This window comes from Methylobacterium nigriterrae (assembly GCF_037106235.1).
GTDB classification, from domain to species: Bacteria; Pseudomonadota; Alphaproteobacteria; order Rhizobiales; family Beijerinckiaceae; genus Methylobacterium; species Methylobacterium nigriterrae.
On sequence record NZ_JBAWTG010000058.1, the window covers coordinates 1 to 23,094 of the forward strand.

A 23,094-nucleotide genomic window follows, 5' to 3' on the forward strand; every position below is an offset into this window, starting at 1 on the left:
AGCCATCCTCATCAACACCCGCACGGGACGCGAGAAAATCGTGAAGGGCAGGGAGGCTGCCACCACGAACAACAAGATGGAGCTGTCCGCTGCCATCGCTGGGCTGAACGCCCTCAGCCCTGGCGCTGTGGTCACCATGCTGGGCGACAGCCAGTACGTGATCAAGGGCATCACCGAATGGCTACCCGGCTGGAAGGTCAAGGGCTGGCGTGGAGCGAACAAGAAGCCGGTCGCCAATGCCGAGCTGTGGCAGGCCCTGGAGGCGGCTGTATCGCGGCACCGGAGTGTCACCTGGAGGTGGGTGAGGGGGCACAACGGGCACGAACTGAACGAGCGCGTGGACAGGATCGCGAGCCGAGAAGCAGAATGTGCAGGCTCACTTGAGCGGGCCACAACGTAGGGAGCGAGTTGGGCTGCTGCTCGGCACGTTGGGCTAAGCAAGATCCCACGAGTGCTCCGTGCGCCCGTGGAGTGTCCGCCTTCGGGTATAGCGTCTGCAGCCTACCCTGCGCGGCTTGAGCTGGACCTCCGCGCTCTCGTTTCGCGTTAGTTCGTGCCTTCGTGCTGAACCTGCGAGACAGAGCCATGGCCCTCGATACCCGGTCGGAACTGCGCCGGCCCATCCCGCTCACTCTTGTCATCGCGACTGCGGTGCTGCTGGCCCTTCTGATCGTCATGGCTATCCGGCACAGCAATGTGCGGCGTGAATACGAGCAGCAGATCAGCACCCTTCAGAACGACAATGCCGCAGCTCAGAACGAGCTGGCCCGCCAGAGAGCCATGTCAGGCACCCTGACCGATCTGCAGGCGAAGATCGCTGCGGCCGAGAAGCAGGGCCAGCAAGCCACTCAGACCATCACGCAGACGCAAGAGCAGATTGCGAACTTGGAGCTGCGCCGGAAGGAGGCCGAGCAGAAGGCTACCGAGGCGGAGCAAGCTGCAGGCAGCCAAGCCCAGCGGCTCACCGACCTGCAAGCACAGGTTCAGCAGACGGAGCAGAAGCTCGCTCCTCTGCAGGGGACGGTCACGAGTGCGGAGCAGGACGCCAAAGCACGGACGCAAGACCTTGCTGATGTGGGACGAAGGCTTGAGGATGCACGCCGGCAAGAAGCCATGCTCCGCGATGACCTGACCAAGCTCACACAGGAGGCCGCGGCCAAGTCCTCCGAACTGGCGCAGGCGGAGCAGAGCCAGCAGAAGGCTCGCGAGGCTGCCGCAGCCGCCCAGAAGGAGCTGGCTGATGCCCGGGCTGAGACTGAGCGGCTGAATAACCAGCGCGGTGAGGTGCAGCAAGCCATTGCCGAACTTACGACCAATCGCGATCAGCTCGCGGCTGCCATCAAGGAGACCGAGCAGCAGCTCCAGCAACTCCGAGATACCCTGACGGCTGCCCAGAAGGATGCTGCCACCGCCCAGTCCGGGCGCGATCGCCTGAAGGCCGAGCGCGGTCAGGTGGAAGACGCGGTGAAGCGGTTGAGCGCAGATCGGCAGAGCCAGACCTCTGAGCTAGAGGCACTCCAGAAGAAGCAAGCCGAGGCTCAAGCGCAGCTCGCGACCCTGGCCGAGAGCTTGGCATCACGGAACAAGGAGCTTGCGGAGCTGGATAGGCTTCTCAGCGCGACGCGCCAAGAACTCGTGGATGCCCAGAGCAAGCTCGCCGACACACGACAGCAGCTCTCGGGTCAGCCAGCCCAGGACGGCACCGCTCCGGGCAAGCAGGACGAGAGTGGGCCAGCAGAGACCTCTTCGACCCCCGGTCGGCCGGACGGCTCTGGCCCTCCCCCAAGCCAGTTGCCGAGGTGAGACGGCCGGACACCCAAGCTGCCACACTGCTCGCGCATTGCCTCGCGATCACCTCGCGCAACTGATCGCAACGAGGGGAAGCAGGATGAGCAAGGCAGAGCGTTCGCCTACGAGCGCCTCGGTCGTGGCCTTCACACCGCGCGTTGCGCCCGTGGAGGCGGATGAAGATGTCGCCTCCGTCATCGAAGTCCTTCAGGAGCAGCTCGCGCTTGCGCGTGAGGGCAAGCTCCGCTCCGTCGCTGTCGTCTCCGTATCGTCGGATGGCGAGGCGGTCGGAACACAGTGGTCCTGCCAGCGAGGCGATGTCACGAGCCTGATTGGCAAACTCACGGTGCTGACGCACGACCTGATGGCAGGGCGCCAGTAGGTGCCGCCGTCGCGCGCTTGGAGTGGTGAATGAAGGCGGGCTTCCTCCTCATCCAGACGATCATTGCCGGTGCCCAGCGAGATGATGACGCGACCGCTGTGTTCGACACCATGGACTGTTGCGAGAGGGTTGTTGGGGGAGGCCATAGACGGCCTGACAAACTGACACCCTTATTGACGGGCCTAGGCCCCAGCACCGGCTCGCGCGTTCACACAAGTGATGGAGGTGCTGCGCGGAATTCAGGACCGTAGCTCCCCGCTGACGGTCGACTGTCGCTTGATGCCGAGGAGCCGCGATGCCGGGCCTTGAGTGGATGATGAAGCGCCAGCAGGTGCTGGCCGACTTCGGTGAGTTCGCCCTGCGCAGCGAGAACCTCAACGAGGTGCTCACCGAAGCCTGCAGGCTCGTGGGCGAGGCCTTCGGTACCCATCGCGCCAAGGTCTTGGAGATCCAAGAGGGCGGCCAATGCTTGTTCGTGCGCGCCGGTGTCGGGTGGACCCCGGGCATCGTGGGCGAACTACATTTGCCCATGGGCGAGCGCTCGTCTGAGACCTTCTCAATCAAGGTAGCCAGGCCTGTCATCACGCAGGACATCCACGAGGAGGAGCGCTTCGAGGTCCCCGAGTTCATGAAGGAGGCCGGCGTCGTCGCGCTGGTCAACGTACCGATCTTCCTGCCCGGCGGCAGAGCCTATGGCCTGCTACAGGTGGACGCGACCGAACCGCGCGAGTTCAGCCAGCAGGACATCGAGTTCCTGCGCACCTACGCCACCATCCTGGGCCCGGTGGTCGACCGCCTGAAGCAGGTGAGTACCTTGCGCTCCACCGAGGAGCGCTTCCGGCTCGTGGTCGAGAATGCGCGCGACTATGCGATCTTCACCACCGATCCCGAGGACCGGATCATCGGCTGGTACCCTGGCGCAATGGCCGTGTTCGGTTGGTCGGCCGAAGAGGCGGCGGGCCAGCCCAGCAGCATGCTGTTCACGCCCGAGGACCGGGAAGCAGGTGAGGACGAGAAGGAGATCGAGGCGGCTCGCCGCGAGGGTTCTGCGCCGAACGTGCGCTGGCACCTGCGCAAGGATGGCTCGCGCGTGTTTATCGAGGGGATGACAACGACACTGCACCATCCGGACGGCTCGCTGCGGGGCTTCCTGAAGATCGGCCAGGACATCACCGAGCGGCGCAAGGCCGAAGAGGCTCTGCGCGATAGCGAGGCCCGTCAGCGGGCGCTGATCGAGGGCATGCCACAACTCGTCTGGCGAGCGATGAACGGCGGCCATCGGACATGGGTAAGCCCACAATGGATAGCCTATACGGGTCTGCCTGCGGAACAGAGCCATGGCTTCGGTTGGCTGGACGCGCTCCACCCCGATGATCGTGCCGCTGCCGTTGGAGCATGGCGCAAGGCCGAGACCACAGGCGTGTTTAGCGCTGAGTATCGGGTCTGCCACATCGCTGAGCGGAGCTACCGCTGGTTCGCCGTTCGTGCCGCGCCAGTGCGCGACAATGAGGGACGCATCATCGAGTGGTTGGGCACCTCCACCGACATCAACGACCTGCGCCAGCTTCAGGAGCAGCAGGCCGTCGTCGTCGCCGAGCTGCAGCACCGCACCCGCAACCTCATCGCGGTCGTGCGCTCTATCGCGGAGCAGACGATGCGGGCCAGTTCCTCGCTGGAGGCATTCCGCAACCATTTCAACGACCGCTTGGCCGCCCTCTCGCGTGTGCAGGGCCTGCTCTCCCGCGCAGACCAGGAGCCGATCACCATCCGGGCCCTGATCGAGAGCGAACTCGATGCGCTCGGAGCCGCGGACCTGCGGGAGCGCATCGTGCTGGAGGGACCTAGAGTGACCCTGCGCAAGGGGAGCGTGCAGACGTTGGCGCTGGCGCTGCATGAGCTGGCCACCAACGCTCAAAAGTATGGCGCGCTCGGCAGCGATCAGGGGCGGCTCACGGTGAGGTGGCACGACAATGTGACGGAGGGGGAAGGTCGGCGCTTGGCTCTGGAGTGGGTGGAGGAGGGCATCGGCGGATTGTCCGAAGAGCGGAGCCCAATCCGGCGCGGCTACGGGCGCGAGCTGATCGAGCAGGCGCTGCCCTACGTGCTGCAGGCCAGGACGAGCTACGAACTCGGCGCGACGTCGCTGCGTTGTTCCATCGACCTGCCGCTCACCGCACGCACCAGCAAGGCCAGCTCATGACGTCTGCCACCACCCCGCTCGCCGGCCGCCGCGTGCTTGTCGTGGAGGACGAGTACTTCATCGCCGACGATCTGCGGCGGCAGTTCGAGGCGGGTGGAGCGGAGGTGCTGGGGCCCATTCCCCGCGTCGACGAGGCACTGGCGGTGATCGCGGAGACGCCCGAGATCGATGGAGCGGTGCTCGACATCAACCTGCAGGACGAGTTGGTCTACTCCGTGGCCGAGGCCCTGCGGGCGCGCGGCGTGCCCTTTATCTTCGCCACCGGCTACGACAAGACCATGATCCCGGCCCGTTATGCTGACGTGCGCCACTGCGAGAAGCCCCTGGAGCTGGCGCAGGTCGCCAAGGCGCTATTTGCCTGACGGTCCGCCACGCCGGGCGGCTCAGACGGTCGCGCTCGCCTCGTCCGCAACGACCCGTTCCGACAGCGGCAGCTCGATCGTGCAACTCAAGCCCGTCGGCGCGAAGCTCAGGCTCGCTTGGGCCTGCAGCTCGTAGGGCAGCACGCGCTCGAACAGCGTCAGGCCGAAGCCCTTGCGCGCAGAGGGCGAGACAGGCGGGCCGCCCCGCTCGCGCCAGGTGATCACGAGGCGCGGCTCGGGACCATCGCTGCGCTGCCACGACACGCTGATGCGCCCCTCGTCACGGGTGAGTGCCCCGAACTTGACCGCGTTCGTGGCCAGCTCGTGGAAGGCGAGAGCCAGCGGGCTCATAGCCTGGGGCTGCAGCAGGATGCGGGGGCCGGACAGGTCCACCTGCTCGCCCTCCTTGGCCTGGTAGGACAGAAGCTCATCCGAGATCAGCGTGTGCAGGTCGAGCTTGGCGTGCGGGTCGACCACCATCGCGCCGTGAACCCGCGCGAGCGCGGTGAGCCGTCCGTCGAGGTGCATCCTGTAGGCCTCGACGCTCTCGCTGGTCTCGCCCGAGCGGCGCGCGACCGAGCGCACCACCGCCAAGAGGTTGCGCACCTGGTGCTGCAACTCGCCCACGAGTTGGCGCTTGTCGTTCTGCAGCGTGACGCAACGGCGCTCGGCTTCAGCAGCCCGGGCGTTGGCCGCCTCCAGTTCGCGGTGCAGATCAGTGTGATTGGCGTTCAGCATCGCCTCCGAGGGTGGCCCTCCTTAGGGAAAGCCCGAGCGGACGTGGCCTGTTCCCGCACGAACGACCTCATCGAGCACAACGCCGTTCTGACCGAAACCAACTGAGTTGCTTCTCGCACGTTGATCCTGGAGTCATGCGGCTCAGCCTGTGACGAGGGAGAGGGACCATGCTGCCGCCCGATCACGGCCTGACCATGCTTCTGCGCAAGCTCGACAGCATCGGCCGGCTCACGGCCGAGGAGCAGCAAGCCATCGAGAGCTTGCCGGTGAAGACACGGGTTCTCGGCCCCGGGCAGGACATCGTGCAAGAGGGCGACCGACCCAGCCAGAGCGGCCTCGTGCTGAACGGCTGGGCCTGCCGCTACAAGATGTTGAGCATGGGCCGGCGCCAGATCCTGTCGCTGCACATCGCCGGCGACATTCCCGATCTGGAGAGCCTGCACGCGGGCATGATGGACCACAGCATCGGCGCGCTGACCCAAGCGACTGTGGCCTTCATCCCGCACGAGAGCCTGCGCGAGCTGATCGCGCACTTCCCTGGCGTTGCGGCGCTGTTCTGGCGCGACCTCCTGATCGCCGCAGCCACCTACCGGGCTTGGCTTACGGGTGTAGGGCGCCGGCCAGCCTACGAGCGCATGGCGCACCTGTTCTGCGAGCTGTACGTGCGGCAGCAGGCGGTGGGGCTCGGCAGCGAGCACCGCTGCCCGTTTCCGATCACGCAGATTGATCTGGGCGATGCGCTGGGCTTGTCGAACGTGCACGTCAACCGCGTGCTGCAGGACATGCGTGGCTCAGGGCTGATCAGCCTGCGGGGCGGCGAGCTGGTGATCGAGCAGTGGCAGCGCCTTGCGGGGGCCGCGGAGTTCGACCCGGCCTATCTCCATCTAAAAGGACGCGCTGCGTGAACCTGAGCCAATAGCAGAGGGGCCGAGCATTGGGCCGCAGCCGCAGACTTCCGAGCGCCGAATCGCCATCTGCTTCACGCTCCATGGTGGTCCTGAAGCAGCCATGGGCAACGGTCGCTACCATCAGGCGCATCCGTCAGCGACGGGGACCTGGGGTACGCAAGCCGGGTACTTTGTGGGGTACGCAGCCGAAGCCTCTCCCCGCCTAACCCGTTGATGGCACTAATAAAATCGAATTGAGAGGGGGGATGGTGGAGCCTAACGGGATCGAACCGATGACCTCTTCCATGCCATGGAAGCGCTCTCCCAGCTGAGCTAAGGCCCCACACATTCCACCGCGGCGGCTGGAGCACCCGCGGAGTTCGTCTCGCCGCCGGGCTCGTTGCCCGCCGGCGAGGCCGGTTCTATAGGCGGGCCTCGGCCCGGACTCAACCCCCTTTCTCGCCCTTTTTTCGTCGGCTCGGCGAGTTCGCGCCCGGCGCTCCGGAGCCGGCGCGGGGCATCCGCAACAGGCCTCAGCTCTCCTCGTCGTTCTCGATGTCGCCGTCGATCAGGTCCGAGACGTCGTCGTCGCCGGCATCCTCTTCCTCGAGGAAGGTGTCGTCGCCGTCATCGCTGGTGTCGGCATCCGAATCCGTGTCGTCGTCGCTCGTGGTCTCGGCATCGTCCTCGGCCGCCTCGACCTCGTCGAGCGAGACGAGCTCCGGCCCCTTGTCGTCCGTCTCCTCGTCTTCCTCGGCCTGCTGCCGGGCGGCGAGCGCCGGGGCGGCGACGCGGCTCGACGCGACGGCCTGGTAGACGGTGCCGCATTTCGGGCAGATCGCGGGGTCGCGATCGAGGTCGTAGAATTTCGCGCCGCAGCTCATGCATTGACGCTTCAAGCCGAGTTCCGGTCTGGCCACGAGCGAAAACCTCTAAGGTGGGGGTCTGGGAGAGGCGCCCCGTTAGTCGGGCCGCGCGCTCGTGTCAAATAGGCCGGAATTTTCGCGCTGCGCCATCGGTTTCGCAGGATTTCGGCGCCGTTTTCGGAGGCGGCCGCCGGGGATCGGGTCCGGGCCGGATGACGGGCGCCGGCCGGCATGATAACCGGCCGCCACGAGAGGAGCCGGGCCGCGTCAGCATCCCGGCTCGTGGCCGCCTTCGATCCGGAAGTCCTGAAGCCCGTGTCGCACGATTCCGAGCCCCAGCCCCTCACCGCCTCGCCGGGCGCAGCCCTGCGCGGCGCGCTCCGCCCGCCCGGCGACAAGTCGATCTCGCACCGGGCGATGATCCTCGGCCTCCTCGCGATCGGCGAGACCCGGGTCGAGGGCCTGCTCGAGGGTGACGACGTGCTGCGGACGGCTGCCGCCGCGAAGGCGCTCGGCGCCGGGGTGGAGCGGCTCGGCGAGGGGCGCTGGCTGGTGCGCGGCGTCGGTATCGGCGGCCTGTCGGACCCGGACGGTACCCTCGACTTTGCCAATGCCGGGACCGGCTCGCGGCTGATGATGGGCGTCGTCGGCGGCCAGCCCGTCACCGCGACCTTCGACGGCGACGCCTCGCTCCGCAAGCGGCCGATGCGGCGCATCCTCGACCCGCTCGTGCGGATGGGCACGCAGGTGCTCGACGAGGCCGAGGGCGGGCGCGTGCCGCTCACCCTGCGCGGCCCCCGCGAGGCCATCCCGATCACCTACGAGACGCCGGCCGCCTCCGCCCAGATCAAGTCGGCGGTGCTCCTCGCCGGGCTCAACGCGCCCGGCATCACCACGGTGATCGAGCGCGAGGCGACGCGCGACCACACCGAGCGGATGCTGCGCCTGTTCGGCGCCGAGGTGAGCGTCGAGCGCCACGGCGAGGGCGGGCACGGGCGCAGGATCGCGCTCGCCGGCCAGCCGACTCTCCGGGGCACCGACGTGGTGGTGCCGGCCGATCCCTCCTCGGCGGCCTTCCCGCTGGTGGCGGCGCTGATCGTGCCGGGCTCCGAGGTGACGATTCAGGGCGTGATGATGAACCCGCTGCGCACCGGGCTGATCACGACGCTCCTCGAGATGGGCGCCGACATCGAGCGCCTGCGCGAGCGCGAGGAGGGCGGCGAGACGGTGGCGGACCTGCGCGTGCGCGCGAGCCGCCTCAGGGGCGTCGACGTGCCGCCCGAGCGCGCCCCCGCGATGATCGACGAGTACCCGATCCTGGCGGTGGCCGCCGCCTTCGCGCAGGGCACCACCCGGATGCGGGGCCTGCACGAGCTCAGGGTGAAGGAATCCGACCGCTTGGCCGCGGTCGCGGACGGGCTCGGGCGCAACGGCGTCGCCCACCTGATCGAGGGTGACGACCTCGTCGTGCACGGCGACGGCGGCGCGCCGCGCGGCGGCGGCACGGTGGCGACGCATCTCGACCACCGCATCGCCATGGCGTTCCTCGTCATGGGGCTCGCCGCCCGGGAGGCGGTGACGGTCGATGACGGCGCCATGATCGCCACGAGCTTCCCGAGCTTCCTGCCGACCATGCGGGCGCTCGGCGGAATCATCCGGGCTTGAGCGCGCCGATGGTCATCGCGATCGACGGTCCCGCCGCGTCCGGCAAGGGCACCCTCGCCAAGCGGCTCGCCGCCCATTACGGCCTGCCGCACCTCGATACCGGGCTCCTGTACCGGGCCGTGGCCCTGACGATGCTCGACGCGGGATACCCGCTCGACGACGAGGCGGCCGCCGCGCGCGCCGCCGAGGCGCTCATCGCCGACCGGCTCGCGGATCCGCGCCTGCGGGAGCGGGCCATGGGCGAGGCGGCCTCGCGCATCTCGGCGGTGCCGGCCGTGCGCGCCGCGCTGCTCGCCTGGCAGCAGCGCTTCGCCGGCAACGCGGTCGGCGCCGTCCTCGACGGGCGCGACATCGGCACGGTGGTCTGCCCCGACGCGCGCGTGAAGCTCTTCATCACGGCCGCGCCCGAGGAGCGGGCGCGCCGCCGCCACCGCGAGCTGAGCCAGCGCGGCGAGACGGTCACGCTCGCGGCGATCCTCGCCGACATCGAGGCCCGCGATGCCCGCGACGCCTCGCGGGCGACCGCGCCCCTCAGGGCGGCGGCCGACGCCGTCCTGCTCGACACGACGGAGCTCGACGCGGACGAGGCCTTCACGGCGGCGCGGGCGGTGGTGGATCGGGCACGCGCGCATTGACGGCGCGCCGGGAGCGCCGGTGGTCAAGCAGGTCTGCGCCCGATCGCTCGGCGCAGTACAGGTCGATATCGCCGCGCAGACTTGCTCAACCGATATTGATGGTTATTTTAGACGTACTGCCGGCCAACACATTCTGACTGGCTTTATTTTTTCGGACGTCGATAAAACCATTTAGTGCATTGACTGCGACAAGGCTCAATTACGTGTCAAGATTTTCTGTATTCGTTCGTAGAATCGTATTTCAATTGCGACGAATATCGCCCATCATTCTGAGCGCGGGGGTCGAGTCGCCGCGTGAGCGCCCGCGCTCGAGACCGAAGCGGGCGCCGAGACTCGGCGGGGGGCGGAATGGCAATCGGAACGGATAGGGAGCTGTCGCTCGACGGCGTGGAGGTCGGGCCGCGGTCCGGGGCGGCTTCCGAGGCGGACGATCAGGGGCGGATCCTGTCGCCCGCGGAACTCGCGGAGCTCGGCATCAGCCCCCCTGAGGAGTTGGCGGGCGAGATGGACACGGCGCCGCTCGCGGACGGCAACCGCGTCCGCGTCACCGGCCGCTTCGCCGGCCGCTCGCTCCTGAGCGGGCAGGGCTACCGATTCAAGGTCCTGAGCAACCCCGATCAGAAATCGCCCGACCTCGTCGGGGCGCTGATCGACATCGTCGCCCGCAAGGGGTTCGAGTGGCTGCTCGAATTCCTGAACTCGCAGGCCCAGCAGCGCGACGTCACGATCACCGACATCGAGCTAGCGAGAGCGGGCGAGGCTTTCGAGATCGTCGATGCCAGCACCGACTGGCCGATGAAGATCGATATCAGCACCGTCTGGAACGACACGGTGGTCGTCTTCATCGGGCAGACGCCGTACATGTTCCGCCCCGGCGAGGGAAAGACGCAGACGATCCAGAAACGCTTCAAGGGGCCGAATGCCTCCGAGCGCGGCGTTGCCCACGTGCGGATCGTCAACACGGCCGGCAAGGCGATCGAGATCGTCGGCAACTGGAGCATCGACGCGGCCTACACGCTGTCGATCGGCAACAAGGTCGTCGGCTCGAATCGGGTCAGCGGCTACGAACCGCGCGGCAAGGAATGGACCTTCGGCCCGTTCTACTTCGGAGCCCGCGACTGAGGCGGCGCGAGCGGCCGCCGCTCCCGCCTGGCCCCGACACGTTCACGCATCGCACCGCGCGCAGTCCCTCGCCCCGCCCCGCGGGGAGAGGGCACGCGGCGCCCGCCGCGACGCGGGAACCGCCAAGCCCGGACCGGATGCGGGAGCCGCGCCGGATCCGAATGCCCGCGCCATCAGCTCGTCGGGTCGGCCGCGCTCACCCATGCTCCGCCCGGCAATACGCCTTGCCGACCGCGTAGGCGATCCGCGCGACGGTCTCCGCCACAAGTCGCGCCGTGGCGTTCTGGATGGCAGCGGCCGTCTCCATGGCGATGTCGAACGCATCCTTGGCAACGGTCAAGCATTCGGTCAGATCGGGACTGTCGTCGGTCTCGGCGAGAGTGCTCTCGATCTGGCCGATCATCCGCTTGCCATGACGACCGCCTTTCTGCGGCGGAACCGAAAACTTGGAGCCCTCGATAGCCGCGCGCAAGTCGGCATCCGACAGATCGGGAAACTGTTTGCGAAGCTGAAGCAATGCTTCCGACTTCTCGTCCTGCGTGTAGTTCGGCATCTGGAATCTCTTGGTAAGGTCCCTCGATACAGACATAGTGTAAGGCGAATATCAATCAGAAATTTCAGTTCCGACGATTGATCAGATGTTTTCGCGGACGACGCTGTCGAGCCGCGGGCCGGGCGGGTCGGAGCACGCGATCGATGCCCTTGCCGCCTGGTCGCTTCGGTGCCGCAGCGATCGCATCACGTGCCCCTGGGCTTCGCCCGGCGCGTCGGCGCCTCGCTGAGCGGGTCCTCCGGCCAGGGATGGCGGGGATAGCGGCCGCGCATCTCGGAGCGGATCGCGGCCCAGGAGCCGCGCCAGAAGCCCGGCAGGTCGCGGGTGATCTGGATCGGGCGCTGCGCCGGCGAGAGGAGGTGGAGCACCAGGGGCACGCGGCCGCCGCCGACCACCGGGTGGCGGTCGAGGCCGAACAGCTCCTGGACGCGCACCGCCAGAACGGGCTCCGCGCCGGCATCGTAGGCGATCGGGATGCGCGAGCCGGTCGGGACCTCGATATGGGTCGGCGCCTCGGCGTCGAGCCGGGCGCGCAGGGTCCAGGGCAGGAGCCCGTGGAGGGCCTGCGCGAGGTCGTCCGCCGTGATCGCGGCGAGGCTCGTGCGGCCAACGATCGCCGGCGAGAGCCACTCCGCCGCGCTCCCGGCCAGCGCCGCGTCCGTGAGGTCCGGCCATTCCGCGCCCTCGGCGGCCCGCAGGAACCGCACGCGGTCCCGCCACTGGCTGAGCGCCGGGGTCCAGGGCAGGCCGTCGAGACCGGCCTCCGCGATCCCGCGGGCCAGGGTCTCGGCGCTCGCGAGGTCGGCCGGCACCGGCAGGGTGCGCTCGCCGAGGCTGACGGCGCCGAGGCGACGTACGGCACGCGCCCGCAGCGCCCGGGCGCTCCTGTCGTAGCCGACCTGCGTTCCGGCCTCGATCCGGTCGGCGAACAGCGCCTCGATCGCCTCCGGGGCGATCGCGGCCGCCGCCAGGATGCGGGCATGGGCGGCGGTGCCCGCGAGGTCGGCGACGACGAGGAAGGTCTCGCGGGCGAGCGGCGAGGCGGGGTCGAGCCGGCCGGCCCGCCCGTTCGCCATCACGAACTCGCCGTCCCGGCCGCGGGACCGGGCGACGCGGTCCGGATAGGCGAGCGCCAGCAGGGCGCCGGGCTCGGCAGGCTCCGCCGCCCCGGCGCCCCCCGCCTGCCGCGCCCAGCCCTCGGCGAGGCGCCGCATGTCGCCGGCCCGGCCGCCGCGCTCGCGCCGGAAGCGCTCGACGCGCTCGGCCAGATCGACGCCGTCGCCGCCGAGGCCCCGCTCCACCAGGACCGCCGCGAGATCGGCCGCCGCCCGCGCCTGCCCGGACTCGGCGGCGCTCACCACCATGCGGGCAAGCCGCGGCGGCAGGGGCAGCCCGCGCAGGCGCCGGCCCTCCGGCGTCAGGCGCCCGTCGCCGTCGATCGCCGCGAGGTCCCGCAGCATCGCGCGGGCCTCCGTCAGCGCCGGCGCCGGCGGCGGGTCGAGGAAGGGCAGCCCCGTCGGGTCGGCGACGCCCCAGGCGGCGCAGTCGAGCAACAGCCCCGCGAGGTCGGCCGCCAGGATCTCCGGCCGGGTGAAGGGCTCCAGGGCGTTGGTGGCGGCCTCCGACCAGAGCCGCCAGCAGAGGCCGGGCTCGGTCCGCCCGGCGCGGCCCCGGCGCTGGTCGACGGAGGCCCGCGAGGCGCGGGCGGTGACGAGGCGGGTCAGCCCGATCCCGGGCTCGTAGACCGGCACCCGCGACAGGCCCGAATCGACTACGATCCGCACGCCCTCGATGGTCAGCGAGGTCTCGGCGATGCTCGTCGCCAGCACGACCTTGCGCCGGCCCGGCGGGGCCGGCGCCACGGCGCGGTCCTGCTCGCCCTGCGTGAGGGCGCCGTAGAGCGGCGCGACCTCGGTCGCGGCATCGACCCGTTCGGCCAAGGCCTCCGCCACGCGCCGGATCTCGGCCTGACCGGGTAGGAAGGCCAGCACCGATCCGGGATCGGACCGGAGCGCCCGCAGGATCGCGTCGGTCATCGCCTCCTCGATCCGCCGGTTCGGATCGCGCTCGAGATGTCGTGTCTCGACCGGAAAGGCGCGGCCTTCCGACGCGATCACCGGCGCCGCCCCGAGGAGGCGCGCGACCCGCGCGCCGTCGAGGGTCGCCGACATCACGAGGATGCGCAGGTCCTCCCGCAGGCCGGCCTGCGCATCGAGCGCGAAGGCGAGGCCGAGATCGGCGTCGAGCGAGCGCTCGTGGAACTCGTCGAACAGCACGGCGCCGACCCCGGAGAGTTCCGGATCATCCAGGATCATGCGGGTGAACACGCCCTCGGTGACGACCTCGACCCGGGTGCGGCCCGACACCTTGGAGCCGAGCCGGACGCGCAGGCCCACCGTCTCGCCGACGCGCTCGCCCAGCGTGCGGGCCATGCGCTCGGCCGCGCCGCGCGCGGCGAGCCGGCGCGGCTCAAGCAGGATCAGCTTGCGGCCATCGAGCCAGGATGCATCGAGGAGCGCGAGCGGCACCCGGGTGGTCTTGCCGGCCCCGGGCGGCGCCACGAGGACGGCCGCGCTGCCGGAGGCGAGCGCGGCGCCGAGATCCGGCAGGACGGCATCGATCGGGAGAGGGTCGTGGAGGAGCGCGTCCGCGGGTGGCATGGGCCTGGCTCGTGGCGCGGGATCGCGCAAAATACAACCTCAAACGGCCTGTGCGCGATCAACGGCCCGCTTCCACCGGAATCGACTGCCCGACGTTCCGGAACATCAAACAATCCGCACATTCTGCGTGTCGCCGATCACGGAAATTCTATATCGGGCGCCGGAACTCGGCCGATAAGCGGGCTTTGTCGGGCTGGCGCGCCGCGGATGCGCGCGAACGGATGGATTGGATGACAAAGCTCGCTCTCACCCTCGCAGCCGGCCTGACGCTCGGCGGCCTCAGCCTGCACGCGGCCTCCGCGGCGCCCGCCATGCCGGCCCCGGGCCTCGTCGCAGGCGAGGCCGCCACGACGGGGGTGGTGTATCGCAGGCACCACCGCAGCCTGCACCACCACCGCGCCTGGCGCCGCCACCACATGCGGAACAGCCTGCGACACGGAAACCCGAATGCCCGCAACCCCGAGCGCCCGGGCTATGCCCAGCAGAAGGGCAACACGTCCGGCGGCCCGCGCTACTGAGTGTCTGCCGAGGGGCCGGTGCGCCGCGCCGGCCCCTTCGCGCAACCTCGCTCACCCCCCGATGTCGAAGGCCGCGAGCGCCGCCATGTTGACGAGGTCTGCATCCGTGGCGCCGAGCGGCGCGATCTGCACCGCCTTGTCGAGGCCGATCAGGAGCGGGCCGAGCACCATGGCGCCGCCGAGCTCCTGCAGCATCTTGGTCGAGATCGAGGCCGAGTGGAACGCCGGCATCACGAGGACATTGGCGGGCTCCTTCAGGCGGCTGAACGGGTACTGCGCCATCACCTCCCGGTCGAGGGCGACATCGGCTGCCATCTCGCCCTCGTAGACGAAATCGAGCCCCATCCCGTCGAGGATGCGCACGGCCTCGCGCACCTTCTCCATGCGCTCGCCGCGCGGGTGGCCGAAGGTCGAGAAGGACAGGAGCGCGACACGCGGCTCGGTGCCGAGACGGCGCGCGGCGCCCGCGGCCTCGACTGCGATCTCGGCGAGCGCCTCAGCCGAGGGCATCTCGGTGATGGCGGTGTCGGCGACGAGCACGGTGCGCCCGCGCGCCACGCAGACCGAGAGGCCGATGACCCGGTGGCCGGGCTTGGCGTCGATGACGCGGCGCACGTCATCGAGCGCGATCGAGTAGTTGCGGGTGACGCCCGTCACCATGGCGTCGGCGTCGCCGAGCGCCACCATGGTGGCCGCGAAGGCGTTGCGGTCCTGGTTGATCAGGCGCTGGCAGTCCCGGAACAGGTAGCCGTGCCGCTGCATGCGGGCGTAGAGCGACTGCGCGTACTCGGCGTTCCGCTTCGAGAGCGCCGCGTTGTGGACCTCGATGTTGTCGCGCCGCGACAGGTCGATGCCCATGGCGGCGGCGTTCGCCTCCACGCGATCCTCGCGCCCGACCAGGATCGCCGTGCCGAGGCCCTGGTTGGCGAAGCTCACGGCAGCGCGGATGACGAGCTCCTCCTCGCCCTCGGCGAAGACGACGCGCTTCGGGGCCCGGCGCACATCCTCGAACACGCGGTTGAGGATGCCGGCGACGGGGTCGCGCCGGGCCGAGAGGCGGTCGCGGTAGGCGGCCATGTCGTCGATGGGCTTGCGGGCGACGCCCGTCTCCATGGCGGCCCTGGCCACCGCCGGCGGCACCGTGTGGATCAGGCGCGGGTCGAACGGGACCGGGATGATGTAGTCGCGGCCGAAACGGGGCCGCTCGCCCTGGTAGGCGGCCGCGACCTCGTCGGGCACGTCCTCGCGGGCGAGCTCGGCCAGCGCCCGCACCGCCGCGATCTTCATCTCCATGTTGATCGTGGTGGCCTGCACGTCGAGGGCGCCCCGGAAGATGTAGGGGAAGCCGAGCACGTTGTTGACCTGGTTCGGATAGTCCGAGCGGCCGGTCGCCACGATCGCGTCGCTGCGGATCTGGCCCACCTCCTCGACGGTGATCTCGGGATCGGGGTTGGCCATCGCGAAGATGATCGGGTTCGGGGCCATCGAGCGGATCATCTCGGCCGAGAAGGCGCCCTTCACGGACAGACCGTAGACGATGTCGGCGCCCTCCATCGCCTCGGCCAGCGTGCGCTTGGTCGTGCGCACCGCATGCGCCGACTTCCACTGGTTCATGCCCTCGCTGCGCCCCTCGTGGACGACGCCCTTGGTGTCGCACAGGATGACGTTGCCCGGCCCGAAGCCCATCGCCTTGAGAAGCTCGATGCAGGCGATCCCGGCCGCGCCCGCGCCGTTCACCACGAGCCTGGCGGTCGCGATGTCGCGACCCGTGAGGTGCAGCGCGTTGATGAGGCCCGCCGTGGCGATGATGGCGGTGCCGTGCTGGTCGTCGTGGAAGACCGGGATGTCCATCAATTCCCGCAGCCGGTCCTCGATGATGAAGCACTCGGGCGCCTTGATGTCCTCCAGGTTGATGCCCCCGAAGGTCGGCCCGAGATAGCGCACGCAGTTGATGAAGGCCTCCGGATCCTCCGTGCCGACCTCGAGGTCGAAGGAATCGATGTCGGCGAAGCGCTTGAACAGCACCGCCTTGCCCTCCATCACGGGCTTCGAGGCGAGGGCGCCTCGGTTGCCGAGGCCGAGGATCGCGGTGCCGTTCGAGATCACCGCCACGAGGTTGCCCTTGGCCGTGTAGTCGTAGGCCGTCGCCGGATCCTCCGCGATGGCGAGCACCGGCACGGCGACGCCCGGCGAGTAGGCGAGCGAGAGGTCGCGCTGCGTCGCCATCGGCTTCGTGGCCACCACTTCGAGCTTGCCGGGACGCCCGTGCGCGTGGAACTGCAGGGCCTCCTCGTCCGTGAAGGTCGGGCGCTTGGCGCGGCGGGGCGCGGTCTTCTCGGTCATGGGCTCCTCCTCTGGGTGAGGGCGCCTATCGATCGTGCGCAAAGCACACAAGCCTGCGCGCGGGCCCGGACGCTCGCCCGGGTTACAGGTCGGCGCCACCGTCGACTGGGCCTTCTCCCCAACCTAAGGCCGGACCTCGGCCTGATTCGGCCGCGCGGCTCTGCTATGAAGCCGGCATGCCCCACGCCGCAGCCCGCTCGATCGCGAAGACCCGTCCCGCGACGCAGGAGGAGAGCGTGAGCTCGCCGGCGCTCGACCCTGCCGGCGCCACGCCCATGATGGCGCAGTATATCGAGATCAAAGCGGCCAATCCGGACAGCCTCCTGTTCTACCGGATGGGGGATTTCTACGAGCTGTTCTTCCAGGACGCCGAGATCGCGTCGCGGGCGCTCGGCATCGTGCTGACGAAGCGCGGCAAGCATGCGGGCGCCGACATCGCCATGTGCGGCGTACCCGTGGAGCGGGCCGACGATTACCTGAACCGCCTGATCGCGCTCGGGCACCGGGTCGCGGTCTGCGAGCAGACCGAGGATCCGGCCGAGGCCAAGCGCCGCGGCCCGAAATCGGTGGTGCGCCGCGCGGTGGTGCGTCTCGTCACGCCGGGCACGATCACGGAGGACCGCCTGCTCGATCCGGGCCGCGCGAACCTGCTGCTGGCGCTCGGCCGCCGCAAGGTCTCGGAGACCGCCCACGCCTACGGCCTCGCGGCGGTCGACATCTCGACCGGGCGCTTCTCCTTGAGCGAGGTAGGCGGCGCCGAGCTCGCCGGCGCCATCGCGCGCCACGACCCGCGCGAGATCGTCCTCTCCGAGGCGATCCACGCCGATCCGGCCCTGGCGCGGCTCTGGGCCGACCTCGCGGTGCCGGTGACGCCGCTCGGCCAGGGCGAGCTCGAGCCGCACGCCGCCGAGCGCCGTATCCGGGAGCAGTTCGGCGTCGCGACGCTCGAGGGGTTCGGCAGCTTCTCGCGGGCCGAGATCGCGGCGGCCGGCGCGGCGCTCCTCTACATCGAGCGCACGCAGATCGGCGCCCGGCCGCCCCTCAACCCGCCGACGCGCGAGGCAGGCGGGGCGACGCTCAGCATCGACGCGGCGACGCGCGCCAATCTCGAACTCACGCGGACGCTCTCGGGCGCCCGCGCCGGGAGCCTGCTCGACGCCATCGACCGCACGGTCTCGGCGAGCGGGGCGCGGCTGCTCGCCGAGCACCTGGCCGGACCGCTGATGGACCTCGAGGCGATCGCCCGGCGCCACGAGGCGGTGGCGTTCCTCGCCGAGGACCGCGCGCTCCGCCGCGCCCTGCGCGAGGCGCTCGCCCGCGCCCCCGACCTCGCCCGTGCGCTCTCGCGCCTCGGGCTCGGGCGCGGCGGCCCGCGCGATCTCGCGGCGATCCGCGACGGGCTCGACGCGGCCGGCGCCATCGCGGGCCTCATGGCGGAGGCCGAGGCGTTGCCGGCGCGGCTCGGCGAGCTTGCCGGGCATCTCGCGGGCGCCGATCGCGACCTCGTCGGGCGGCTGCGATCGGCGCTCGGTGACGAGCTTCCCCTGAGCCGGCGCGACGGCGGCTTCGTGCGCGCCGGCTACCAGCCGGAGATCGACGAGGCGCGCCTTCTCGGCCAGGATTCGCGCAAGGTCATCGCGGCCCTGCAGGCCCGCTACGCCGAGGAGAGCGGCTGCCGCACGCTGCGGATCAAGCATAACAACGTGCTGGGCTACTACATCGAGGTGCCCCAGGCGGTCGGAGAGGCCTGCCTGAAGGGCCTGATGCGCGACTTCGTCCACCGTCAGACCATGGTCGACGCCATGCGCTTCACGAGCGTGGAGCTCGGCGAGCTGGAGGCGAGGATCGCGGGCGCCTCCGAGCGCGCGCTCGCGCTCGAGGCGACCGTGTTCGACGATCTCGCGGCGCGGGTGCTGGCGGAGGCCCCGGCGATCGCGGACGTCGCCGAGGCGCTGGCCGGGCTCGACGTCTCGGCAAGCCACGCGGAGCTCGCGGTGGAGCTGAGCTGGACGCGCCCGCGCGTCGACGACAGCCTCGCCTTCGCGGTGGAGGGCGGGCGCCATCCCGTCGTCGAGGCGGCGCTGCGGCGGACCGGCGAGCCCTTCATCGCCAACGATTGCGACCTGTCGGGCGAGGGGCGCGGCCGCATCCGGCTCGTCACCGGCCCGAACATGGGGGGCAAGTCGACGTTCCTGCGCCAGAACGCGCTGATCGCGGTGCTCGCCCAGATGGGCGCCTTCGTGCCGGCGGCCGCGGCCCGGATCGGCCTCGTCGACCGGCTGTTCTCGCGGGTCGGCGCTGCGGACGACCTCGCGCGCGGGCAATCGACCTTCATGGTCGAGATGGTGGAGACCGCCGCCATCCTCAATCAGGCCACGCGCCGCTCCCTCGTGATCCTTGACGAGATCGGCCGCGGCACCGCGACCTTCGACGGGCTCTCGATCGCCTGGGCCTGCCTGGAGCAGCTCCACGAGGCGAATGCCTGCCGGGCGCTGTTCGCCACCCATTTCCACGAGCTGACGGCCCTGAGCCAGCGCCTCGCGCGCCTCGACAACGCGACCCTGAAGGTGGCCGAGCATCGGGGACAGGTTGTGTTCCTGCACGAGGTGGTGCCGGGCGTGGCCGAGCGCTCCTACGGCTTGCAGGTGGCCCGCCTCGCCGGTCTTCCCTCCGCCGTGATCGCGCGGGCGGGCGCGATCCTGAAGGGACTGGAGAGGGCCGACCGCGACCGGCCCGTCCGCCCGAGGATCGACGACCTGCCGCTCTTCGCGAGCCTCGCGCCGCCGCCCCCGCCGGAGCCGGCCCCCGCCGACGACGCGCTCGGCCTGCTTCTCGACGCGATCGATCCCGACGCGATGACGCCGCGCGAGGCGCTCGACGCCCTCTACCGGCTCAAGCGCGAGCGGGCCGCGAAGGCGTGAGGCCCGGACGGCGCGCGCTCGTCCGGGAGTCCGCGACGCGAACGACGATTCCGAGGCGAGACGCGGAAGGCCGCTTCTCCCGCGCGGGTTCTCCCGCGCGGGCTCGCCCGTTCACGCGAGAGGATCGGTGCAGGTTTCGAGAAGTGATCGTCCGGGCGCGGGTCCCCTTTCCCGAACGCAAGCGAGGGGACGGCGCATCCGAGCGACGCCCGCCGGTCAATGCGACGGCGCCAGGCTGAATCCGTCCGGCGCGTCAAAGATCGGCCTGCGGCCGGCCCGGCACTCGGCGACGTAGGCGAGGGCGGTCGCCACCACGCGCTCGGAATAGGGCTTGGCGATCACCCCCAGCGCGCCCGCGAAATCATCGGGAATGCGCTTGCTGTTGGCCGTCATGAACAGCACCGTGGTGCGCGGGTCGGCGCTGAGCGCCCGTGCCACCTCGACGCCGGTCGGGCCGTCGACGAGGTGGATGTCGACCAGCGCCACGTCCGGCGCCGTCGAGGCCCCGAGCGCGATCGCTTCGGACGAGCTCGCGGCGACGCCGACCGTGACGTGACCGAGATCGTCGAGGAGATATTCGAGTTCGAGGGCGATCAGGGCCTCGTCTTCCACCACGAGGATGCGCAAAGCGGATTCGACCGTCATGGCTCCTCCCCGGGTCTGTTCGTCCGGCGCCTCGTTCAACACGCTGCCAGACCGCCTCACTCCGCGCGATCGAGCGGAATGCTGATCTCGACCCGGGTGCCCGGGGCCGCCGGCTGCCACGCGATGGTGCCGCGCAACTGCCGCACCACCATCTCGACGAGGTTGCGCCCGAACCCGGCCGGGTTCCCGGCGCCTGCGGGCAGGCCGATTCCGTCATCCTCGATCAGGAGCCGCAGGCCGCCATCGTCGCGATGCGCCGCGATGCAGACGCGTCCGGCCCGGCCGTCCGGGAAGGCGTGGCGCACCGCGTTGGTGGCGAGCTCGTGCATCATCAGGGCGAGCGGTGCCGCCATCGCGGCCGAGACCGCGATCGAGTCGACCTCAGCCTGTACGGTGGTCCGCTCGGTGTCGATCCCGGCCGTGAGGTCGGCCAGGAAATCGGCCGCAAAATCGCGCAGGTTGAACCGCGTGACGTCGCCGGCCGAGTAGAGCATGCGGTGGGCGGTCGACAGGGCGCCGATCCGCTCGGCCATCCCCTGAAGCGCCTCCCGCGCCTCGCCCTCCGGCGTGCGCCGCGCCTTGAGCAGCATCAGCGAGGAGATCACCTGAAGGTTGTTCTTGACCCGGTGATCGACCTCGTGGAGCAGGGCCGTCTTCTGCTCCAGGGCCGCCTGCAGATCGGCGGTGCGCGCGTCGACCTGACGCTCGAGCTCGTCGTTTGTGCCCCGGATCGCCTGCTCCATGCGGCGCTTGTCCGTCATGTCGGCCTGGGCCGCGAAGAAGAAGGCGACCTCGCCCGACGCATCGCGCACCGGGCAGATCGTCATGGCGTTCCAGAACGGCGTGCCGTCCTTGCGGTAGTTGAACACCTCGCACTCGATCGGCTCGGCGGCCCCGATCGCCGCGCCCATGCGGCGCACCTCGCCGGGATCGGTGGCGCGGCCCTGGAGCATGCGGCAGTTCCGGCCGTAGAGGTCGTCCCGCCCGTAGCCGGTCAGACGCACGAAGGCATCGTTGACCCAGACGATCGGGTTGTCGTGCCGGCGCGCGTCCGTGACGACCATCGGCGTCGGGCTCGCCCCGAAGGCCGCGGCGAAGGTGCCCTCACCGAGGCCGGCGCCCCGCGCTGCGCGTCTGTCGTCGTCCGTCATGCCGCCGACCGCACTTCAGAACTCCCCGCAACCCGCAACGCGTCCCGCCGGGCGACGCACGCGAAGGCCGCCGGGTGCGAACCGGCCACCTCGGTCGCGGTTCCGCGCCCGGACGGCCTGTCCACCGCGAAATTGGGCGCAGCGTGTTAAGAAATCGTCGACCATCATCCCCCACGGCCTGTCCGCCACGGCCCGCAGCCGATGATTCGGTCCGAGGGCGCAAGGCTGCCACGATTTTTGCGGAACAAGGCGCGCGAGCCCGAGGAGTTCCATTCATGCCCGCCAAAGCTTCGCACACGAAGCTCCGGATGCGCGATGTCGTCGAGGATTCGCGCATCGCCCTGATGCTGGCGCTAGGCTTCGCCTGCGGCCTGCCGATCCTGCTCGTATTCTCGACGCTCTCGGCTTGGCTCGCCACCGCCGGGATCCAGCGCACCAGCATCGGCCTCCTCTCCTACGTCTCCTTCGCGTACTCGCTGAAGTTCGTCTGGGCGCCGGTGATCGACCGGCTCGACCTGCCGGTCCTGGCGCGATGGCTCGGGCGGCGGCGGGCCTGGATGCTGCTCTCGCAGCTCGCGGTGGCCGCCGGCCTCATTGGCATGAGCCAGGGCGACCCGGCCGCGTCCTTGAGCTTCATGGTGATCTGCGCCCTCGTCACGGCCTTCGCCTCCGCGACGCAGGACATCGTCGTCGACAGCTGGCGCATCGACGCCGCCCCGACCGAGCGTCAGGGCGTGATGCTCGCCGCCTACCAGCTCGGCTACGCGGTGGCCCGTGCCTTCGCGGGGGCGGGCGCCCTCTACATCGCGCAAGGGGCCGGCTGGTCGCTCGCCTACGGGGCGATGGCCCTGCTGATGCTCACCGGATTCATCGCGACGCTGTTTGCCCCCCGCCAGGATCCGGCGCCGGTGCCCGACGAGCATCGCTCGGTCGGGCGCACGCTCCAGATCGCGGTGGTCGAGCCTTTCGGCGACCTCGTGCGGCGCAAGGGAATGCGGCTCGTCCTGATCCTGTCGCTGATCATGCTCTACCGCCTGCCCGACATCATCTCGGGCGTGATGGCGCAGCCCTTCTACATCGAGCAGGGCTTCACGCTCACCGAGATCGCCAACGTCACCAAGATCTACGGCGTGATCGTCGGCGTGGCGGGCGCGCTCGCGGGCGGCTACGCGGTGATCCGCTTCGGGCTGCAGGCCTCGCTCCTGTTCGGCGGCATCGCGGCGGCGGCCTCGAACCTGATGTTCTCCTGGCTCGCCCTGAGCGGGCACGACACGGCGCTGTTCATCGCCAGCATCTCGATCGACAATTTCGCGGGCAACTTCGCGGGCACGGCGCTGATCGCCTACATGTCGAGCCTCACCGCGCCGGCCTTCGTGGCGACGCAATACGCGCTGCTGTCCTCGCTCTACGCGCTGCCGGGCAAGTTCGTCGGCGGCTTCTCGGGCTACATGGTCGACGCACTCGGCTACCCAAAATTCTTCGCCGCCTCCGCCGCCATCGGCATCCCGGTGGCGCTCCTCTGCCTCGTGCTGATCGCCCTGCGCGAGGGTGCGACCGAGCCCGAGGCCGAGGCCGCGCTGCCGCCCGAGGAGGAGGCGATTGCCGCCAAGGCATGAGCGCCGAAGGAACCAAGTCCGCGCCCTGACGCTTGCCTTGAC

20 protein-coding genes and 1 tRNA gene are annotated in these 23,094 nt (G+C 70.1%); 13 read left to right on the forward strand and 8 right to left on the reverse strand.

Translation table 11 applies throughout. From position 1 onward, the window contains the following. The 5 genes from WDW90_RS23300 to WDW90_RS23320 form a co-directional block, all read left to right on the forward strand. On the forward strand, positions 1 to 400 hold a 400-nt coding region (locus WDW90_RS23300; RefSeq protein WP_336489843.1), incomplete at its 5' end, for a ribonuclease H family protein. A 185-nt stretch (positions 401 to 585) separates the two neighbouring features. Beyond that, positions 586 to 1,803 carry a coiled-coil domain-containing protein gene (locus tag WDW90_RS23305; RefSeq protein WP_336489844.1) on the forward strand — a complete coding sequence of 406 codons (1,218 nt, stop codon included), beginning with the start codon at positions 586 to 588 and terminating at the stop codon, positions 1,801 to 1,803. Positions 1,804 to 1,888: 85 nt separating this feature from the next. After that, complete coding sequence (locus WDW90_RS23310; RefSeq protein WP_336489845.1) at positions 1,889 to 2,170, forward strand: hypothetical protein; 282 nt, start codon at positions 1,889 to 1,891, stop codon at positions 2,168 to 2,170. A gap of 295 nt (positions 2,171 to 2,465) precedes the next feature. Then, positions 2,466 to 4,370 (forward strand): PAS domain S-box protein, encoded by a 1,905-nt coding sequence (locus tag WDW90_RS23315; protein WP_336489846.1) that lies wholly within the window; start codon positions 2,466 to 2,468, stop codon positions 4,368 to 4,370. Next, the gene (locus WDW90_RS23320) at positions 4,367 to 4,732 is read left to right on the forward strand and encodes a response regulator (RefSeq protein WP_336489847.1); all 366 of its coding nucleotides are present in this window, start codon (positions 4,367 to 4,369) and stop codon (positions 4,730 to 4,732) included. Before WDW90_RS23315 ends, WDW90_RS23320 begins: the two co-directional genes overlap by 4 nt. Positions 4,733 to 4,753: 21 nt before the next feature. Here the strand turns inward: WDW90_RS23320 and WDW90_RS23325 are convergent, their stop codons facing one another. Next, positions 4,754 to 5,470, reverse strand: a complete 717-nt coding sequence (locus tag WDW90_RS23325) for an HWE histidine kinase domain-containing protein (RefSeq protein WP_336489848.1) — start codon at positions 5,468 to 5,470, stop codon at positions 4,754 to 4,756. 167 nt (positions 5,471 to 5,637) lie between these two features. Here WDW90_RS23325 and WDW90_RS23330 point away from each other — a divergent pair, with 167 nt between their 5' ends. Continuing rightward, a complete protein-coding gene (locus WDW90_RS23330; protein WP_336489849.1) occupies positions 5,638 to 6,375 on the forward strand; it encodes a Crp/Fnr family transcriptional regulator in 738 nt (245 codons plus the stop codon). 249 nt (positions 6,376 to 6,624) lie between these two features. Here WDW90_RS23330 and WDW90_RS23335 read toward each other — a convergent pair. Together WDW90_RS23335 and WDW90_RS23340 are read right to left on the reverse strand one after the other, a co-directional pair. Beyond that, positions 6,625 to 6,700 (reverse strand) — tRNA-Ala (locus tag WDW90_RS23335). Between the two features lie 190 nt (positions 6,701 to 6,890). Then, a complete protein-coding gene (locus WDW90_RS23340; RefSeq protein ID WP_336489850.1) occupies positions 6,891 to 7,277 on the reverse strand; it encodes a TIGR02300 family protein in 387 nt (128 codons plus the stop codon). Positions 7,278 to 7,538: 261 nt separating this feature from the next. Between WDW90_RS23340 and aroA the strand changes: the two genes are divergently transcribed. The 4 genes from aroA to WDW90_RS23360 all read left to right on the forward strand — a co-directional run bounded on the left by aroA (position 7,539) and on the right by WDW90_RS23360 (position 10,645). Beyond that, complete coding sequence (gene aroA / locus WDW90_RS23345) at positions 7,539 to 8,888, forward strand: 3-phosphoshikimate 1-carboxyvinyltransferase (protein ID WP_336489870.1); 1,350 nt, start codon at positions 7,539 to 7,541, stop codon at positions 8,886 to 8,888. 8 nt (positions 8,889 to 8,896) lie between these two features. Continuing rightward, positions 8,897 to 9,523: a (d)CMP kinase gene (gene cmk, locus WDW90_RS23350; RefSeq protein ID WP_336489851.1), complete on the forward strand. Its 627-nt coding sequence runs from the start codon at positions 8,897 to 8,899 to the stop codon at positions 9,521 to 9,523. A 19-nt stretch (positions 9,524 to 9,542) separates the two neighbouring features. Next, positions 9,543 to 9,698, forward strand: a complete 156-nt coding sequence (locus WDW90_RS23355; RefSeq protein WP_336489852.1) for a hypothetical protein — start codon at positions 9,543 to 9,545, stop codon at positions 9,696 to 9,698. A gap of 173 nt (positions 9,699 to 9,871) precedes the next feature. Then, positions 9,872 to 10,645 (forward strand): hypothetical protein, encoded by a 774-nt coding sequence (locus WDW90_RS23360; protein WP_336489853.1) that lies wholly within the window; start codon positions 9,872 to 9,874, stop codon positions 10,643 to 10,645. A gap of 196 nt (positions 10,646 to 10,841) precedes the next feature. On the opposite strand, the gene WDW90_RS23365 is transcribed toward WDW90_RS23360, so the two are convergent. After that, positions 10,842 to 11,198 carry a hypothetical protein gene (locus WDW90_RS23365; protein WP_336489854.1) on the reverse strand — a complete coding sequence of 119 codons (357 nt, stop codon included), beginning with the start codon at positions 11,196 to 11,198 and terminating at the stop codon, positions 10,842 to 10,844. 185 nt (positions 11,199 to 11,383) lie between these two features. Next, positions 11,384 to 13,858, reverse strand: a complete 2,475-nt coding sequence (gene hrpB, locus WDW90_RS23370; protein ID WP_336489855.1) for an ATP-dependent helicase HrpB — start codon at positions 13,856 to 13,858, stop codon at positions 11,384 to 11,386. Between the two features lie 230 nt (positions 13,859 to 14,088). On the opposite strand from hrpB, the gene WDW90_RS23375 reads away from it, so the two are divergent. Continuing rightward, positions 14,089 to 14,376, forward strand: a complete 288-nt coding sequence (locus WDW90_RS23375) for a hypothetical protein (RefSeq protein ID WP_336489856.1) — start codon at positions 14,089 to 14,091, stop codon at positions 14,374 to 14,376. A 51-nt stretch (positions 14,377 to 14,427) separates the two neighbouring features. Here WDW90_RS23375 and WDW90_RS23380 read toward each other — a convergent pair whose 3' ends face one another. Next, positions 14,428 to 16,719 (reverse strand): NADP-dependent malic enzyme, encoded by a 2,292-nt coding sequence (locus tag WDW90_RS23380; RefSeq protein WP_336489857.1) that lies wholly within the window; start codon positions 16,717 to 16,719, stop codon positions 14,428 to 14,430. Between the two features lie 275 nt (positions 16,720 to 16,994). Here WDW90_RS23380 and mutS point away from each other — a divergent pair, with 275 nt between their 5' ends. Continuing rightward, entirely contained in the window at positions 16,995 to 19,640 is a 2,646-nt protein-coding gene (gene mutS, locus WDW90_RS23385) for a DNA mismatch repair protein MutS (protein ID WP_431311107.1), read from the forward strand. A 216-nt stretch (positions 19,641 to 19,856) separates the two neighbouring features. Here the strand turns inward: mutS and WDW90_RS23390 are convergent, their stop codons facing one another. After that, the gene (locus tag WDW90_RS23390) at positions 19,857 to 20,285 is read right to left on the reverse strand and encodes a response regulator (protein ID WP_336489859.1); all 429 of its coding nucleotides are present in this window, start codon (positions 20,283 to 20,285) and stop codon (positions 19,857 to 19,859) included. Positions 20,286 to 20,341: 56 nt separating this feature from the next. After that, positions 20,342 to 21,436 (reverse strand): PAS domain-containing protein, encoded by a 1,095-nt coding sequence (locus WDW90_RS23395; protein WP_336489861.1) that lies wholly within the window; start codon positions 21,434 to 21,436, stop codon positions 20,342 to 20,344. Between the two features lie 275 nt (positions 21,437 to 21,711). Here WDW90_RS23395 and WDW90_RS23400 point away from each other — a divergent pair, with 275 nt between their 5' ends. Continuing rightward, on the forward strand, positions 21,712 to 23,052 hold the full coding sequence (locus WDW90_RS23400) for an AmpG family muropeptide MFS transporter (protein ID WP_336489862.1): 1,341 nt from the start codon (positions 21,712 to 21,714) through the stop codon (positions 23,050 to 23,052). Positions 23,053 to 23,094 lie beyond the last annotated feature (42 nt).